The sequence below is a fragment of the Haliea salexigens DSM 19537 genome, assembly GCF_000423125.1.
Classification (GTDB): Bacteria; Pseudomonadota; Gammaproteobacteria; order Pseudomonadales; family Halieaceae; genus Haliea; species Haliea salexigens.
Window position 1 is genome coordinate 262002 of the sequence record NZ_AUHJ01000002.1, and the last position, 16507, is coordinate 278508.

15 protein-coding genes are annotated in these 16507 nt (G+C 58.4%); 7 read left to right on the top strand and 8 right to left on the bottom strand.

The features are described 5' to 3' along the window. Positions 1-14 precede the first annotated feature (14 nt). Together G533_RS0103945 and G533_RS20430 are read left to right on the top strand one after the other, a co-directional pair. Positions 15-1712, top strand: a complete 1698-nt coding sequence (locus tag G533_RS0103945; protein ID WP_158413390.1) for a class I SAM-dependent methyltransferase — start codon at positions 15-17, stop codon at positions 1710-1712. A 209-nt stretch (positions 1713-1921) separates the two neighbouring features. Beyond that, on the top strand, positions 1922-3322 hold the full coding sequence (locus G533_RS20430) for a DUF1214 domain-containing protein (RefSeq protein ID WP_144079780.1): 1401 nt from the start codon (positions 1922-1924) through the stop codon (positions 3320-3322). A gap of 24 nt (positions 3323-3346) precedes the next feature. Here the strand turns inward: G533_RS20430 and G533_RS0103955 are convergent, their stop codons facing one another. From G533_RS0103955 to G533_RS20435, 3 genes are all read right to left on the bottom strand, one after another. Continuing rightward, entirely contained in the window at positions 3347-3955 is a 609-nt protein-coding gene (locus G533_RS0103955; RefSeq protein ID WP_027948843.1) for a TetR/AcrR family transcriptional regulator, read from the bottom strand. 48 nt (positions 3956-4003) lie between these two features. Beyond that, the gene (locus G533_RS0103960) at positions 4004-6340 is read right to left on the bottom strand and encodes a TonB-dependent receptor (protein ID WP_027948844.1); all 2337 of its coding nucleotides are present in this window, start codon (positions 6338-6340) and stop codon (positions 4004-4006) included. A 69-nt stretch (positions 6341-6409) separates the two neighbouring features. Then, entirely contained in the window at positions 6410-8275 is a 1866-nt protein-coding gene (locus tag G533_RS20435) for a DUF3604 domain-containing protein (protein WP_084638783.1), read from the bottom strand. 280 nt (positions 8276-8555) lie between these two features. Here G533_RS20435 and G533_RS0103970 point away from each other — a divergent pair, with 280 nt between their 5' ends. From G533_RS0103970 to G533_RS0103980, 3 genes are all read left to right on the top strand, one after another. Next, a complete protein-coding gene (locus tag G533_RS0103970) occupies positions 8556-9926 on the top strand; it encodes a phosphotransferase family protein (protein WP_158413391.1) in 1371 nt (456 codons plus the stop codon). Between the two features lie 17 nt (positions 9927-9943). Further along, positions 9944-10357: a nuclear transport factor 2 family protein gene (locus G533_RS0103975; protein ID WP_027948846.1), complete on the top strand. Its 414-nt coding sequence runs from the start codon at positions 9944-9946 to the stop codon at positions 10355-10357. 167 nt (positions 10358-10524) lie between these two features. Beyond that, on the top strand, positions 10525-10926 hold the full coding sequence (locus G533_RS0103980) for a nuclear transport factor 2 family protein (RefSeq protein ID WP_027948847.1): 402 nt from the start codon (positions 10525-10527) through the stop codon (positions 10924-10926). Positions 10927-10995: 69 nt separating this feature from the next. On the opposite strand, the gene G533_RS0103985 is transcribed toward G533_RS0103980, so the two are convergent. The 3 genes from G533_RS0103985 to G533_RS24910 all read right to left on the bottom strand — a co-directional run bounded on the left by G533_RS0103985 (position 10996) and on the right by G533_RS24910 (position 13323). Next, positions 10996-11538 (bottom strand): PEP-CTERM sorting domain-containing protein, encoded by a 543-nt coding sequence (locus tag G533_RS0103985; protein WP_027948848.1) that lies wholly within the window; start codon positions 11536-11538, stop codon positions 10996-10998. A 173-nt stretch (positions 11539-11711) separates the two neighbouring features. Further along, positions 11712-12827 carry an NAD(P)-dependent alcohol dehydrogenase gene (locus G533_RS0103990; protein ID WP_205622534.1) on the bottom strand — a complete coding sequence of 372 codons (1116 nt, stop codon included), beginning with the start codon at positions 12825-12827 and terminating at the stop codon, positions 11712-11714. Between the two features lie 91 nt (positions 12828-12918). Next, the gene (locus G533_RS24910; RefSeq protein ID WP_027948850.1) at positions 12919-13323 is read right to left on the bottom strand and encodes a hypothetical protein; all 405 of its coding nucleotides are present in this window, start codon (positions 13321-13323) and stop codon (positions 12919-12921) included. A gap of 68 nt (positions 13324-13391) precedes the next feature. Here G533_RS24910 and G533_RS20440 point away from each other — a divergent pair, with 68 nt between their 5' ends. Further along, complete coding sequence (locus G533_RS20440) at positions 13392-14519, top strand: tRNA-queuosine alpha-mannosyltransferase domain-containing protein (protein WP_051229958.1); 1128 nt, start codon at positions 13392-13394, stop codon at positions 14517-14519. Here G533_RS20440 and G533_RS0104005 read toward each other — a convergent pair. Both G533_RS0104005 and G533_RS24915 read right to left on the bottom strand, forming a co-directional pair. Continuing rightward, positions 14488-14667 carry a PLDc N-terminal domain-containing protein gene (locus G533_RS0104005; protein ID WP_027948851.1) on the bottom strand — a complete coding sequence of 60 codons (180 nt, stop codon included), beginning with the start codon at positions 14665-14667 and terminating at the stop codon, positions 14488-14490. The genes G533_RS20440 and G533_RS0104005 overlap by 32 nt on opposite strands. Before the next feature lie 106 nt (positions 14668-14773). Next, positions 14774-14899 (bottom strand): tannase/feruloyl esterase family alpha/beta hydrolase, encoded by a 126-nt coding sequence (locus G533_RS24915; RefSeq protein WP_144079782.1) that lies wholly within the window; start codon positions 14897-14899, stop codon positions 14774-14776. A 277-nt stretch (positions 14900-15176) separates the two neighbouring features. Between G533_RS24915 and G533_RS0104015 the strand changes: the two genes are divergently transcribed. Further along, positions 15177-16430: a cytochrome P450 gene (locus tag G533_RS0104015; protein ID WP_027948852.1), complete on the top strand. Its 1254-nt coding sequence runs from the start codon at positions 15177-15179 to the stop codon at positions 16428-16430. Positions 16431-16507 lie beyond the last annotated feature (77 nt).

Consider the following 16507-nt stretch of genomic DNA (forward strand, 5'->3'; position numbering starts at 1 on the left):
GAATGGCGCAGAGCGTGAATTCTACTAACGTGTATGACAAGCAAGCCACGAGTCTGTCAGATCAGTACAACGCTGTTGATTCGACGCTTGTTCATTCGCAGTGGGCATTCGGTCTCGAAGATAGAAACCCCGGCTTCGCCTGCGACATAGGCGCCGGCTCCGGCCGCGACGCTAACTGGCTAGCCGAGAAGGGCTGGGACGTCATCGCGGTCGAGCCCAGCCGGGGCATGCGCGAACTGGCCATACCCAAATCCCACGCCAATGTCACCTGGCTCGACGACTCCCTGCCGGAACTCTCCCGCCTGCGCACCCTCGGCCACCGCTTCGACCTGGTGCTGCTCAGCGCCGTCTGGATGCATTTGCCACCGGGCCAGCGCGACCGGGCCTTCCGCATCCTCACGGAGCTGCTGAAGCCCGGCGGTACGTTGGTGATCACGTTGCGCCACGGCAGCGATGAGCAGGAGAACCGGGAGCGCGGTTTTCATCCTGTATCCGCCGCGGAGCTCGCGGTCTTCGCCCAGCGCCGGGCGGTAGTGATGAAGGATCCAGTCCGGCAGCCGGACCAGACCCGCGCCCACGTGGAGTGGGAAACGGTGGTGTTCACCATCCCGGATGATGGCACCGGCAGTCTGCCGCTGCTGCGCCACATCATTGTCAACGACAACAAGTCGGCGTCCTACAAGCTGGGGCTGCTGCGGGTGCTCACCCGGATTGCCGAGAGCGCGCCCGGGGTGGTGATGCGGCGCTCGGATGACTGGGTGGAGATTCCGCTCGGTATCGTCGGCCTCTACTGGCTGAAGCAGTACAAGCCCTTGGTGCTCGACTACCAGTTGCGGGAGCGCCCTAAATCAGGGCAGGGACTTGGTTTCGCCAAGGATGCCTTCTGGAAGCTGGCGCAGATATCGCCCTATGACCTGCGCGTGGGCGGCCATCTGGCGGCGGACCATGCCGCCATCGTCACTCAGGCCATCCGCGATGCCTGCGCCAATATCACCACGATGCCCACCCGCTACATTACCTGGCCCGGCCGGGCTGACCCTGTATTTGAATTCGAACGGCGCGGGTTTCGTTTCCAGCCGCAGCCGCTGGTGATTTCCGCGGAGTACCTGGCGCGGTTCGGCGTGTTCCGTGTTCCCGCCGCGATCTGGCAGACTCTGGGCCAGTACGCCTGTTGGCTGGAGCCCGCCATCCTGCGCGAGTGGGCGGCGCTGCACAGCCAGTGGAATGTGAGTGATCCCCGCGCCGGCGACCAGCAGGTATTTGCCTGGGAGGAGGGGAGGCGCGATACCAGCCTCGCGGCCGGCCGCTTGCTGGACCTGCGCCAGCAGGGTGTGGACGTGCCCTGCGTGTGGAGTGATACCCGTGTCCGCGACGTGAACCGGCTGCATATCGACCACTGCTTCCCCTGGTCGCGCTGGTTCAACAATGACCTGTGGAACCTGCTGCCCGCCCGCAGCGACGTCAACCTGGCCAAGGGCGACAAGCTGCCATCCGCGCTGGCCCTGTCATCCGCGCACGGGCGTATTCTGGACTGGTGGGATCGGGCGTGGCTGGGGTCGCCGTACCGTGAGCGCTTCCTGCTGGAGGCCGCGGTGTCACTGCCGACCCTGGTTGAGGAACCGGCCCCCGCGGATATCTACCAGGCCATGCTGCACCAGCGGGCGCGCCTGAAGGCGGACCAGCAGTTGGCGGAGTGGACGTTCGGGCGATAAGCGAACTTTTCCGAGATTCCCCGCCCTGCATTTCCCGGACCACAGTTCATTTGAGGAGGTAGCTCCGTAAGCTCCCCCGTCACGAGTGCGCCTCATGAAGAAGATCAACGTAAAACAACGGCATTAGTTAGGACACATGTCCGGTTTGTAAAGATGAACCACTACTCCTCGATAGCAATTGCAACACACCCGGTCGTCGTTACTATGGATTGAGCGCAGTTCGCGGCCAGAGCTGGAGCCTCCAACAATGGCTCACTTCGCCGATTAACCGATATTCACCGTTTTTTGTTCAAGAAGAGGATCGTGCTGTGACCCAGAATAATGATCATAGTGGTGGCTTGAGCCGCCGGGGCTTCTTTGAGGGTGTAGCGTCGTTTGCCGCACTGGCATCCATGACGAACTTGCCGCATGCCGCCGCGGAACCGGCCTCGCGGCCTCTGTCTATTGAAAGTAGAACGCGAAGCCTGGCGAAGGGCATTGAACAGGCGATGCTGACGGGATTGAAGCGGAATTCGGCGCGCTATCCTCTGGGAGAAGCCAGCACGATTGTGCATGTGCTGCAAAACCTGCAGTTGGGGTTGGCAATGAATTATGTGAATGCGGACCCCGCCCGGCCAACGTTGTTCAATTACATGAATCCGCACGTAAAGCAGGGTGGCGACAATACGGACGCCTTTTATTCGGGCTTCGCTGTCGATGCCCGGAATACCTATCGGCTCCATGGCAAGTTGGGTGGTGCCCGCTACGTATCCTTTACAACTGTCGAGCGTGACGACTCCACACCCTGGGGAGGTGCGATGGGTGCTGCCCTGTATGGTCATGAAATGGAAGTTGAGCCCGATGGGAGCTTTGAGGTCATAGTCAGCGCCAAACCTCATGAAGGGAACTGGTTACGGATAACGGAAAGGGACTTTCGGGTTACGATTCGCCAGTTCTTCGCGGACTGGGAAAATGAAGCGCCGATGTCTGCCATGGTGGATCTTGTCGGGGAATCGGGCATAGAGCCCATTGCCAATAATGCAGAAAATATGATGCAAGCGATGGAAGCATCAGTTGGATGGCTGCATACAACGGTCAACTTCTGGCAGGACGTGATTGATATGTACCGGCAGCACCCGAATGCCTTTAAAAGCTGGCGAGAGTTGACGGGCGACGGGGTGAATGCCACCCCGGGCGGCGACCCGGATATTTGTTACTGGAATATCCCCGAGGGCAAGGCCTTGATTCTGCGTGTGCGGCCCCCTGAGTGCCTGTTCTGGAATGTGGAATTCAACAACCCGTGGTGGGAAACCATGGATTATCGGTTCCACCTTGCCGGCACCAACAATCACCATGCGGTGCTGGAAGACGACGGCGAGGTTATTCTGGTGGCGGCGCACGAAGATCCGGGCCTGCCCAACTGGTTGGATACCTGCGGCCACACTGAAGGCATGATGGGCAGACGCTGGATGTTCGCGAAAGAGAACCCGCGCTATAGCTGTACCCTGGTTGACTTTGATCAACTGGATGCCGTGCTGCCGGCAGGCGTGAAACGGATCACCCCGGAAGGCCGCAAGGAACAGCTCGCCGCGCGCCGGCGAGGGCTCTATAAGCGCTTCGTCACCTTGTAAGCGCGCTCATCGGGTCGGGGCGTGCTAAAGGGGTAGGCCCCGGCCACTTTGTAAGCGATTGAGACAATCATCAATCAGCGTAACCTGGTACTTGCGTGTGTAATACGTGGGGTCCGCCAGCTGATTACAGCTAACGCCTGCCAGGAGGTGCAGCAGCACATTGGTGGCTGCCTGAATGTCTGTGCCAGCAGGTATCTCTCCATCAGCTACCGCTTGCTGAAGGTCGCCGCTGAAACGCTCCCTTGCCCCGGTAATACGCAGGCTCATACCAAGCTGTTCATCGCGACTGGCGATTGCCGAGCTCCAGTAGTGAATTCGAATTTTCCATTCACTGATAAGTTCACGGTTCACCGGCATCAGGGAGAGCATACGTGCGCGCGCAGCCGCAAGCCCTCGTTTCCTCCGTGTGGCGCGCTGCTCTCGTGAGAGTGCTTGCTGGTTGATCCATTCCTGGGTCTTGCGGATGATGTCTTGCTTGCCGGAAAAATAGTGCTCGACTACGCCCTTGGACAGGCCGGATCGTTGGGCGATGGCACGGAAGGTAGCCCCTTCAATGCCCTCATCCGCAATGATCTCGGCCGCCGATCGAGCAATCAAGTTCTGGCGCTCAGCCCTGTGTTCAGCTCTAGGCATCAATGGTTGCCCGATAGGGGGCCTCGTCCGGTTAGTGGTCCAATCCAATCAGTAATTGTACGTGACTTCGACCCCAAAGGTTCTGGGGTCACCAAATTGGTTCGCCGCGAAGCCAAAGGCGCCAAAATCAATGCCGTGCACGTAATATTCCTCATCGGTCAAATTCTTTGCCCACAAGGCAATGGAAACCCGACCTTGATCCCCTGCCGGGATGTCACTCAGGGCCACACGCGCTGAGAACATATCGTAGGCTTCGATGAAGGTACTTTCGAAATTGTCAGGATAAACAGGTTGATCGTCAATATAGGACCAGGCAAGCCTCATGCCCAGGGTGCCAATCGACCCGATGGGACGGTTGTAATCCAGCGCTACACTGCTCGAATGCTCTGTCAGGAAGGGAATAACGCGGTCATCCTTTACATCGACATTGACGCCTTGCGCAGCATCGAACACGGTGTACTCAGTATACTCTCCATCCAGGTAACCATAATTGACAGTGAGCTCCAGGTTTTCGGTAAGAAGCGCCGCCAACTCCAGTTCAAGCCCGCTGATGCGCGCCTTGCCAGCATTATCAACAATAGATACCGCCCCGGCGTTGGGATCCGGGAGGAAGTTGGACACCTGAATGTCATCGTAGTCGCTGTAGAAGGCCGCGGCGTTCACCTGCAGCCGCTGATCAAGCCAGCGTGACTTCAGGCCAAGCTCATAGGACCACAAGGTCTCGGAGTCGAAGCCTTGCTGGAAGGCGCTGACTGTTGTGGCGGCGTGATTGAAGGCACCACTCTTGAAGCCCTTGGCGACTTTGGCGTAGACGGTTCGGGTTTCGTCGATATCCCAGGAGATTGCGACCATGGGTGAAGTGTCATTGTAGCTGTCATCCACCTCGGTGTAGGGAACGGAAACAATGCCTGAGGATTCGATGCGCAGTTTGTGAAAGTCCTTGTTTTCTTTTGTGGTCCGGGCCCCAAGGGTAAGTTTCAGGCGATCGTCGAAACCCTCCGGACGCCAGTCCACCTGACCGTACACAGCAAGGGCGTCATTGTCGAAACCAAACTGGGTGATTACAGGGTTGATGGTGGCACCGAACTGCTCAAAGTAACCAAAATTAACCCCGGGGTTGTTTACGAACGCCTCTTCTTCGAAGTAGAACAGGCCCAATACATAATTCACCCGATCGGTTGAACCAATCAGTTGGAACTCCTGGGACAGCTGCTCGTAATCGATGTCTCTGAGGAAACCGGTAATACCGACATTGGTGCCATCGAGGTCGAGCAGGTTTAGCGAGTCCGTCGTCCGTCTCGCGGTGATCGAGCGCAAACTGACATCGCCCATCGCACCCCATTCGAAGCTGCCACCCTCAAGGGTTAGCGCATGGCCGGTGATTTTCAGTTCTTCACGTCCGCCATCATTGTTGGAGGCGGTGCTTAAGCGCTCGGACTCGGCATAGTTGTGCAGCTGAGTGTTGGAAAAACACGCGCCCTGAATCGGGGTGGGGCTACACAGGAAGCCCTCTGGGTCGAACAGGCCATTGGGCGTGATTCGGGTGAGCTGCATCAGAGGCGGTGTTCGATCCATCTCGGATCGGTCGTACTCGTAGCGCGCGCTCCATTGATTGTTGATGTCCCACAGCAGAGACAGGCGAACTGCCTCGTCATCTTTTTCCCCAAACGTTCTCGAGGACGGTGCTTCCGCGAACGGACTGATGGTTGAAAACACGTTGTCGGCCCAACCATCACGCTGGTATTTGCGGTAGGTGATCTTGCTGGATAGCTGGCCCGGGCCTTCTCCGATGCTACCGATGGCGGGGAAATTGACGGTGACCTTGCCAAAACGCTCGTCGAACCTGCCGACGCCAAATTTGGCATTGAGACCAAACTCTCCAGTGGGCTTCTGGGTAACGAGGTTGATGGCCCCGCCAATGGTGTTCTTGCCGTACAGGGTGCCCTGCGGGCCTCGCAGGACCTCGATGCGTTCCAGGTCCACGAAATCCAGGAGATTCCCGGTATTTTTCGCGATAAAGACACCATCCAGATAGATGCCAACCGTGGGTTCAAAATTAATGTTGGGGTTGGTTGTCACGGTTCCGCGGATAGCGATTGTCGCACCGTTACTATCACCGGCGGTTGAGCGGATCTGCAGGTTGGGTATCTCACCCGTAAGATCCGTGATATCCATAAAGCGGATTTTTTCCAGGGCGTCTCGCGATAATGCCGAGATCGATATGGGGGTATCCTGGAGTGATTCTTCGCGTTTCTGCGCGGTGACCACCACCTCCTCAAGTGCCAGCTGTTGGGCGATGGCAGCTGCAGGCAGCGTCGCCAGTGTACTGAACAGGGTCGCTGAGCCGACGGCCAGTACCAGTTGATTGCGAGCATAACGTGCCATGTGATGACTCCTTATTATTGAATATGAAAAAAGTGCATTGGGAAGAATGTGTTGTTGCTGACCGAGCGCTCATTCATCTGCAAGCCTGTCTGCACCAGGTCTGTACCAGATCGGAGAGCTGTAGGCCCGCTCCTGATGTTCCTGCGCGGTCGTTTGCGGTGCGCTTAGCTCATATTGCGCGATGTCATGTGCAACCCAGTTGGGCGTGGGAATTTCCAGCACGCGGACGTAATAGAAGGCCGCTTCCTGCAGATTGAAGTCGGGGTCGCGCCAGGTTCCTGACAGCTGTACGGCACCGCGATCATTACGGTACGTCGCCCCGACGACGCCACTGGGCATCCTGGGCAATTCACCGTCTTCCAGTGCCTGGTCTTCTGACCAGAGGACGTCGTAGACACGCTCCTGACTGGCGCCTTCCTGATCGACCCAGCCTTTGATGATTTGAACGCGGTCCAGATTGGCGCCCATCGGGTCCTTCATCGCCGAGACCAGAAAGGTGGGGGCACCAGCGCCTGCACTCCGCCGTGGCATGACACTGCCCATGGGCACGCCGTGCTGGTATCCCCTGGAGACATGGAGCGGGTCCGAGGCGCTGCCATCGTCGAAGTTCCAGCCGCCGAAGAAACGCAACGTAATGCGGGGGCCTGTGGTGGCGTAGACCTCGCGTCGCCGCAATGCGTCGAAGATGGCACTTCGCGTATTCTCGGTGGCCCAAACCGCAGCGGAGCCTGCGGCAGCAATATCTTTGACCATTATGTCGGCCAGTTTTTCGTGGGACGCCGGAATCAGGGTTTGAGCGATCCGGTCCGCTTGCGGCTCGTTGCCCGGGTGATTTCCCCGGAAGTCGTTGTCATCAACACTGCTCAATGAGGTGTGGGAGTCGGTGCTGCCGATCATGCCGAACTGATAGGGGTTCACACCCGTACGTAGTTCGATTTCCAAGCCGAGTTTCAGCGCACCCCGCGCGTATTCGTGACGCAGCATCCAGGGCTCCTTCGGCGCACTGGCCAGGAGGTTGCCCTGGTCCCAGGTGTAAAAATCGGCGTAGGCATCCTGGGGGGAAAGGAGAGGATGCGCTTCGGCGTCACCCTTGTACTGGACTACCTCGACCAGAGGTTCCCACTGTGCTCGCAGTGCGGCGTATTCGCGTCCGATCGGACGACCATCGGCTGATTCAGCAGGAAACATCAACCCGTTGCTTCCATTGGCATTGTGCGGGATGGCAAAGACCTGGCCACCCGTTGTGGCCTCGTACTGCGCCAGGTAGTTCCAGAGGTCTCGCGGATCTTCACTGTTGAAGGTTGCGAAAGGCAGAACCTGGTCGGCAAAGCCGCCACCTTCGCGAAAGATGATCACGCGGTGGAGATTGTTACCGCCGGGTGTCGGGGACCACTCAAAACCCGGTAGCGTGGTAAAAGTACCGGGTTGATTGGTTTCATCCGCCATCTTTACTGACAGGTCCCAGAACACTTGCTGGGCCTTTGCGTCGTTGAGCTCGGGGTTCCCGAGTTTGCTGAAGAAGTGGACGAAGCCGCCTTTGTTGTCTCCCAGAGCTTCAAAGGTCTCCACCCATTTCTTCATGCCCGGAATAGCCAGCAACGCCGGCTCTCGTGACTCGATGCCCTGCATCATCCCCAGGTTTTCGGCGTGATCGGCTACCACAAGAAAATCCAGCGGCCGCTGCAGCTGTGCCTGTTGCCCGGTACTTGTCGTTACCTCCTCACCCCTGGCAAAACGGTAGGCGTGTTCTGGCGATAGTGTGAGGTTGCCAAAGAGGTAGCTGTCTGCCGAGAACGCAGAGTGGACGTGGGTGTCGCCCCAAAAAACCTGGGTTGGAGAGAGCGATTTGCAGGGTTCGACGGCACCCGCCCGTCCGGTGCCGAGGCATGCGATTACAAGCCCCGCGAAAATTCTGACTGCCTGCTCTCGGCGCATACGTTAGCCCTCTGATATCAGTGGCCAGGCCGGTCTGGATGTGAGCCACCGCAGACGGCAATAATTATTGTTTTGCGTGACGGACTTGCTGGTGCGCCATCACAGTTGTTCAGATTAGGACGCGCGTCCTATAAAAGTCAATACCAGGCGCTCAGCTGCTTCGCCTGAATTCAGCGCCTTGACGCCACTCGTTCACAAGTTTGTACTTGACATGAGTAGGACGCGCGTCCTATTTTTCGAAAGAGCCGTGACACGACAACCTGAGGAGAAAGACCAGCCAATGTCCAAGCTGCTAACTGAGAGAGAGGTTTTCCCTTGGGTCGAGAAGACGATGGGCGGACGCATAAGCGCCTCGCGCAGACAAGGGGGTAGGGAGTCTGGTGGCCGTCCGGGCTGGTTTATTGATCTGGAGACCGGCTCCGGCTCCGTGCCTTACTATGTGCGAGGGCACCGCGGCGGGGATTTCGGCTACATTCAGGAGTATGGTCTACAGCGAGAGGTGGCATTACTCAAGCTCCTGCGCGAGGAGGGCATTCCGGTACCTGAGGTAATCGCCAAGTCCGACGAGCCCAATGTGGCTATTCTGGAATATATTCAGGGCGTGAACGATTTCACTGAATTGGGTTCCGACGCCGAGCGCGATGCGGTCGCCAGGGATTTTGCGCGCATCATGGCCAAGTGGCATGCGATTCCGGCTGAGAAGTTCGTGGAAATCGGGCTCAAGCAGCCCGGTAATTCCAGGGAGCTGGTCGACTGGGATCTGGAGGTTTGGGAACGCGGGCACTTCCCGTTGATTGATGAGCCGATCCCCCTTGTTACCTTTGCGTGCCAGTGGCTTCGCCGCAACGCGCCGGAGATGCCCGAGCGTCTGGTGTTGGTCCAGGGGGATACGGGTCCCGGTCAATTCTTGTTCGGCGACGGGCGGGTACAGGCGGTCGTGGACTTTGAACTCGCCTCGCTGGGCGATCCGATGCGAGAGCTCGCCCACATACGGACGCGCGATGTCTGGTATCCCACGGGCAATCTTCCGCGTTGGTTTGAGTACTACAGTGAGTTCAGCGGCGTTCCCATTGATGCGAAGAAGCTGTCCTACTACAGCGTCATTGCGATGTTGACCACAGCCCTTGCTCTGGGGCCGGTTGTGCAGAAGCTGAATCCTCGCGATGAACATGCAGAATGGATCGCACAGGACGTGTGGTCCAAGCGAGCGACTGCAGAGGCGCTTGCAGAAGCGACCGGAACACCGCTGCAAGACACTGCGTTACCGCAGGCGGAACACAGCTATGTTTCTGGACTATTTGATGCCCTCGAAGACAACCTGCGCGAGGAACAGCTGCCGCATATCGACGAGAGTTTTCGACAACACCGTATGCAGATGACACTGCGCCTGGTCGCGCATATGCGTAATGTGGCTGAGATTGGCGCTGAGATGGCCGAACTCGAAATAGCGGATATGCAGAGTTTGCTGGGTCATCGACCGAAATCTGTGAAGGAAGGACACAGATTGATGGAGGCCCTGGTCAGGAGGGCTGATGCAGATATGGATGATGCACTCATCCAGTATTTTTATCGCCACGCGAAACGTGAGGTGGCCTTGATGCGAGGCGGGATGGGGCGCGCCGAGCACGCCCGAACTTCGCCTATCAATTGATTTGGAGGCTCAGGCCCATGGCAACACGCGCCAACAAACAGACGGCGATTGATTTCATTCAAGCCATTAACAGTGGGGACAAAGATTGCCTGCTCCAGTTGATGCACGATGCGGCGACCTGGACAGTGCCACAATCAGCCGTTGCGCCCTACGCGGGTACCCATCAGGGTGCATCGGTCATCGCAGATATGATGGTTGGTGCAGTTGAGCAGGCATTTGATGCTGACGGTGTTCATCACGACGTGGGGCTGTGCGTGGCAGAGGGGCAGCATGTGGTGATAGAAACGCGGATGACCGCCAGGCAGCCCACGGGAAAAAGCTATGAAAATGCCTATGTCTTCATTTTCTGCATTTCCGATGGACGCATTGTCTCAATTCGCGAGCATGTAGACACCGCCTACGCCATCCAGTTCTTTGCGATGCCGGAGTGAGTTGAAACAAGGCTTCTGCGTCTGCAAGGAGTCCCTCGTGGAGCAGGCGGGTGCCCTCGAAACCTTTGCGGATACGGCAGTGGGTTGGCCACTCCGGACGCCGGTGTAAAAAATACGTCGCCACTGTACTATCTGTCGGCCATTCCAAGAAAACAGGGACCCACCCCATGCCCACCAAACAACAAATCGACCACGCCATCAACGAACACTTCGACGCCTGGAACGCCCAGGATCAGGCGCGCTGGTCAGCGAACTTTTCCGACGACATCGTCTTCGAGGACCCGTACGGCGGCCTGCTCAAAGAAGGCCCTCAGGCCGTGCAGCACAGCTGGGAAAACAGCTTCAAGAACGGCGACGTGTGGACGCTGGAATGCCTGTTGAAACAGGTCTGCCTGGATCAGGCCGCGTTGGTGGTGCGCTCCACGGGCTCAGTGAATGGCAAGCCCGCAGTGGTGGAAGGCATCGAGATTTACACGGTGAACGACAGCGGCAAGGTGTGCCACATTCGCACGTACTTCAACCCGCCGGAGGGCATGGAGCTGGATCCGTATTTCTCCCAGCAAACCTGAAGCGGGTGATAATCCTGGAGCCAAAAAAAACCCGCCGTTGGCGGGTTTTGATCGACGGTGCGGGGCTGCTTAGGCAGCCTTGCGGCGCACCAGCCCCAGACCCAGCAGGCCTGCGCCGAACAGCAGCAGGGTGGCCGGTGCGGGCACGGGCGCTGCTTGTGTTTCAACAGTGATGTAGGCTGCGCCGCTGTCGAAGGGAGAGGAATTCACCAGAATGTCCACGGAATAGCTGCCAGCTGCGAGTAACGTGCTCCCTGTACTGTAGTAGCCACTGTCAAATGCGACATCGGGGTTTGCAGTGGTGTCACCCGTTCCCGTAGTTGATGTGGTGAACGCGAACTCTGAATTGATGAACACGTCAAAAATGTCGCCGATCAGATAAGCGTCGGTGACTTTGAGTAAGCCCGGCAGGAGCAGGTCGAACGTGAATGAGTTTCCTGTGGTGCCGACTCCCTCGTTCGTGCAGCCTGCCTCCGCTGGGGAGCCTACACCGTCAAAGCAGAAGCCGTACCATCCGGCATCCGGGGTAATTGGACCCGCAGAAGCAAAACCGGGAACCAGCAGGGCGGCAAACAGGAATACAGATGTGCAGAAATTCTTGGTGGTTTTCATCGCATTAATCTCTCGTGGGTGTACCGTGAGGAGTGTTATGCAAACACTGTGCCATGCCAGGTTCTACGCGGGGTGGCGGCCACTCAGGGTGCTATACAGCGCTGATGTGTAAAAAAAATCGACATTGAGAGGTGTGAGCTGAATACCCGTTTTCGGAGCCCGGTGACCGTAGTTTATTGCGCTACATTCACTACAATTTTACCGCGCGTCCGCCCCCGCTCCAGATAGCGAATAGCATCCGGCACTTCCGTCAGCGTAAAACGTCGATCAATGAAAGGTTCCAGCTCCCCGCGCTCTGCATAGCCCGCCAGCACCGTCAGATCCTCTGCGGTGGTCATTGCCATCAAGGGCTCCAGGCTTTGCGAAACGAAGGGTGAGCGCACCAGGGCATGCAGAGGCCGGGCCAGCGGGCCCCACCAGTTGTTCATCTTCATGTTGCCGACCGCCACCAGCACACCGTCCGGTTCGGTGACGTCCAGCATGGCTGAGATGGAACGGTTGCCGACCATATCCACAATGGCGTGGTAGCGGGTGTTGCCTTCGGTGTAATCCTCTTGGGTGTAGTCGATGACGTGGTCTGCACCGAGTGCGCGCACCAGTTCGGCGTTGCGGCCGCTGCACACCGCGGTCACGGTGGCGCCCATGGCCTTGGCGAGTTGCACCGCGTAGCTGCCAACGCCGCCGGAAGCGCCGTTGATCAGCACATGCTGGCCCGGCTGGACATTCGCTTTGTCGCGCAGGGCCTGAAGCGCGGTGATGGCGGCCACCGGCATTGCGGCGGCTTGCTCGAAGCTGAGGTTTGCCGGTTTTAAGGCCATGCCGCCGGTTTCATTGCGCACCACATACTCCGCGAAGGCACCATTGGCCACGCCATACACTTCATCACCCGGTGCAAACAATGTGACGTCCGTACCCACGGCCTCCACGGTGCCGGCAAAATCGGCGCCCATGCGCGGCGACTTCGGTGCATTCAGGCCATTGGCCAAACGCAGCAGGTAAGGCGTGCCGTGCAGGAAATGCTTGTCGAGGGGATTGACGGAGGCAGCGTGCACACGAACCAGCACCTCGCTGGGAGTCAGTTCCGGCACCGGGAGGGTCTCCAGGGTGACAATATCAACGTCACCGTAGCAGCGCTGCAGGTTGGCCGTGAAACCGCTAGCGCCTGCCGCTGTCGGCGGCGCCGGCTCGCAGGGTGCGTTATAGCGGGTCATCAGCGCCAGTGCGCCCACGGCGATAACGACAGTGGCGGTAAGCCCGGCCAGTATTTTCAGAATAAGTCGTTGTTGCATGTTGTGTGCCCGGGCAGTGAAGAGGGCGTCACTCTCTATGGGTGTGGGCTGCGCGGCAAGCCTTTTGCGATGAATAGCCTGTGGGGTGCGTTCAGTGGACCAGCCAGGCCTGCAGCTGGGGCACTACCTGCGCAACCACAATCAGCCCCAGCATGAACGAGTGCAGCGTAGCCTGTATGCGCAGTGGCTCGAGCTTTTCCAGCCGCGTCACAAACTTGTCAAGGCGCGCGTCGAGCTTGTCTAGCCGTGCATCAAGCGCGTCCAGGCGCGCTTCAAGCGTGTTCAGCCGAGTTTCAATTCGCTCAAAGCGCTGTGCCTGTTCGCCGAATCCGGCGCGCAAGACGGCGTCCAGATAGTCGCGCGTCACGATATTATCGGCGTAAAAGCCAAATGCTTCGGCCATCAGTTCTGCCTGTGCGTCAGCCTGCGGTTCGGGTACGCCGGCCTCCCGCAGGCGGCGTGCGTAACGCAGTGAATCGAATGCCAGTGTTGCCATAAGAATAGCCTCCCCACGCGATTACGCCAAGCATGACAACCCTGCAGGGGCTGTGGTACATCATGTGCATGCCTCTTTCATCCCAAACAGCCCACATTGATACAGCCGATTCGCGGCCGCGTGCGTGGTTACTGTCTGCCTACCGTGCCGACAGCCACGCCGCCTGGGCAGACTGGTTGCTGGCCTCGCAACCTCAGTTCAACTGGCAGCGCCTGGAACTGCCGGGGCGTCACTTTGCCTGGCGTATACGCGGCAATCCGCTGTCCTGGCTAGATGCGTTGCCGTTGGAGCAGCCGGCCCTCATTGTGGCTTCTTCCATGGTGGATCTTGCGACGCTCAAGGGGCTGCACCCGCGTCTGGCTGGCGTGCCAACGCTGTATTACTTCCACGAGAACCAGTTTGCCTACCCGCTCAGCCACCGCCAGAGCCACTGGCTGGAGCCGCAGATGGTGCAGCTCTATGGTGGGCTGGCGGCTACCCGACTGCTGTTCAACTCCGCCTTCAACCGCGACAGTTATTTACAGGGCATCGCGGGGTTACTCGCGCAAATGCCGGATGCGGTGCCGGATGGTGTGGTGCAGCGGCTGGCGCAGAAGAGTGTGCTGTGCCCGGTGCCTATCGAGCCGGTGCCGGCAGCGCAACAGCGCGACAGTCAGCTGGTGCTGTGGAACCACCGCTGGGAGCACGACAAGTGCCCGGAACTCTTTGTCGAAGCGATGGTGGCATTGGCCGAGAAAGGCGTTGAGTTTCGGCTCGCCCTGTTGGGCAAGCGGCCACAGCGTGCACCGCCGGCGTTGGCACGGCTGCGAGAAGCACTGCCGCAGCGCATTGTTGCCGACGGGCAGTTGCCGGCAGCGGAATACCGCACACAACTGGGCCGGGCGGCGATTGCGGTGAGTACTGCGCGCCATGAATTCCAGGGCCTGGCTATGCTGGAGGCGGCGAGCGCAGGCGCCATCCCCCTGGTGCCCGATGCGCTGTGCTATGCGGAACAATATCCCTCAGCCTGCCGTTACCCACAGGGCGATGTAGCCGCACTGGTGGAACGCCTGCGGCTGTGGTTGACGGGCGGATTGCCGCCGCGAGTGGACGTTACGCCCTGGTACAGCGCCAGCCTGGCTGCAGTGTGGGCCGGGTTGCTGGCAGCTGCACCGGGGGCTGGAGCTACCCCTTCGGCCCCATCAGCGCCCATATAATCAGCCCTACCAGCGGAGCCAGCAGCAGGAGCAGGATCCACAGCAACTTGGCCAGCCCGCCTGCGGAACTCTTGGCCACCTTCACCACCGCCCAGATAACAATCACGAGCCAGATCAGGCCCAGTAATCCACCGACTTCTACACCCATAACAACCTCCTTGATGATGGCAGGCCACTTTGCGTGCAGGCCCGCCAGTTTCTTCCTGAGTTCACTCTACTGAAAATGCCCGTGTCTTACTATGCACGTAACCCCTTCATTTCCCGCAGTGGTAACTGCTGGCTTCATCCATGGCCCCGTGTGCGTTGTAGATGGCGCGCTGGGGATAGGGACAGAGCAGGACGGTGGCTTCGGCGCTCAGCGCTAGCGGTGAGTTGGGCATCGCTTGAGCTTCTGCAACCACGTCGATGGTGGCGGGATTGATGTGCTCGCCGGCCGGTACGCCACGGTAAATGTCAAGGAAGCCCTGTGAGGCCTGTTGCCCCCATGCCGGCTGATCCTCACGCCCGGTAATCCAGTGTTGAGGTTAAGGCATGTTCGCCGGAGTCCACAAGGAACGTGTCCTCGCTCCGTTCCAAACAGTATGCTCATCATGGTTTCGGCGATGGACCTTATGTACTATTTACGAAGGTGACCGCACAAGTGGGTGACCTCCGGCAATGCAGGTCGAGAAAATCATGAACAACTGCCCCATCACCAAACACAGGCTCGCGGATCTGGCCCTCTACAGTCATGGTGCGCCCAATCAGCTGATTGCTGAAAATCGGCGACAGCACCCGGTTTCCTGGGAAGAGGGTTGTGCCGGGCAATCCGGGCATTGGAATGTGTTTACATCCGATCAGATGGATATCGTGTTGAAAAACCCGGCGATTTTCAGCAATGCCACAGGGCCAAGGCTTGTCGATACACCCAAGGAAGCAATCAGGGGTAAACACGTCTCTCTCAATCTGATGGACCCGCCAATGCACCGCGATTACCGGCGCCTGGTCGACGCCGCGTTCAAGCCAAGTGCCATCAAGCTGCTTGAACCCCGCGTTCTGGCTATCGCCAACGAGATAATCGATGGAATCATTGGGCAGGGTGGCTGCGAATTTGTGACGTCGGTCGCGACACCGTTACCACTGCGTGTCACCGCGTCGATATTGGGCATCCCGGATGAGGATCAAGCTTACGTCTGCACGCTGACCAACACGATGATGATCGCCGACGATCCTGACTTTGCCGGCAGTGTGATGGACGGCTACGAGGCGCAGCGAGCACTCGTTAAGTACGGCGCGGGGTTAGCCGCCAATCATCGTCTCAATCCCTGTGAGGACCTTACGACTGAAATGCTGGAGGCTAGGCGGGAGGGCGGAGAGCAACTGACGGATCTGGAATATGGCCTGTTCTTTCTGAACCTGATTATTGGTGGGGTTGAAACCACACGTAATGCTACCGCCTATGGTTTGTATCAATTGATACAACAGCCGAAACAGTTCCACATGCTGCAGAATGATCCTGCGCTGATTCCCGACGCGGTGGAAGAAATTCTGCGCTTTCGAGCACCGATAATGAATTATCGGCGTACCGCAATGGAAGATTTTGAGCTTGGGGGGCAGACGATCCGCAAGGGAGACAAAGTCATTGTCTGGTTGGCTTCGGCCAATCGGGATGAGCAGGTTTTTGCAAACCCCGACACCTTTGATATCAAGCGCTGCCAGCGCGAAAGGGTACAGCGGGATGCACGTACTTTCGGTGCAGGGCCGCACTTTTGCCTTGGCGCACATTTGGCGAGGCTACAGCTCAAGGTGATTTTTGCAGTGATCACATCGCGAATGACCAATGTACAACTGGTGAATGAACCCAGGAATGCACTGTCTGCGTTTGTTGACGGTTACAAGGAAATGAATATTACCTTCGAACCCTTGGCATAGAGCCAGCGCATCCCGTTTTGCCCCCGGCCCAACAAGGGCCTGACAATGACTGGCATCGGCGTGTTGCTGCCCGCATA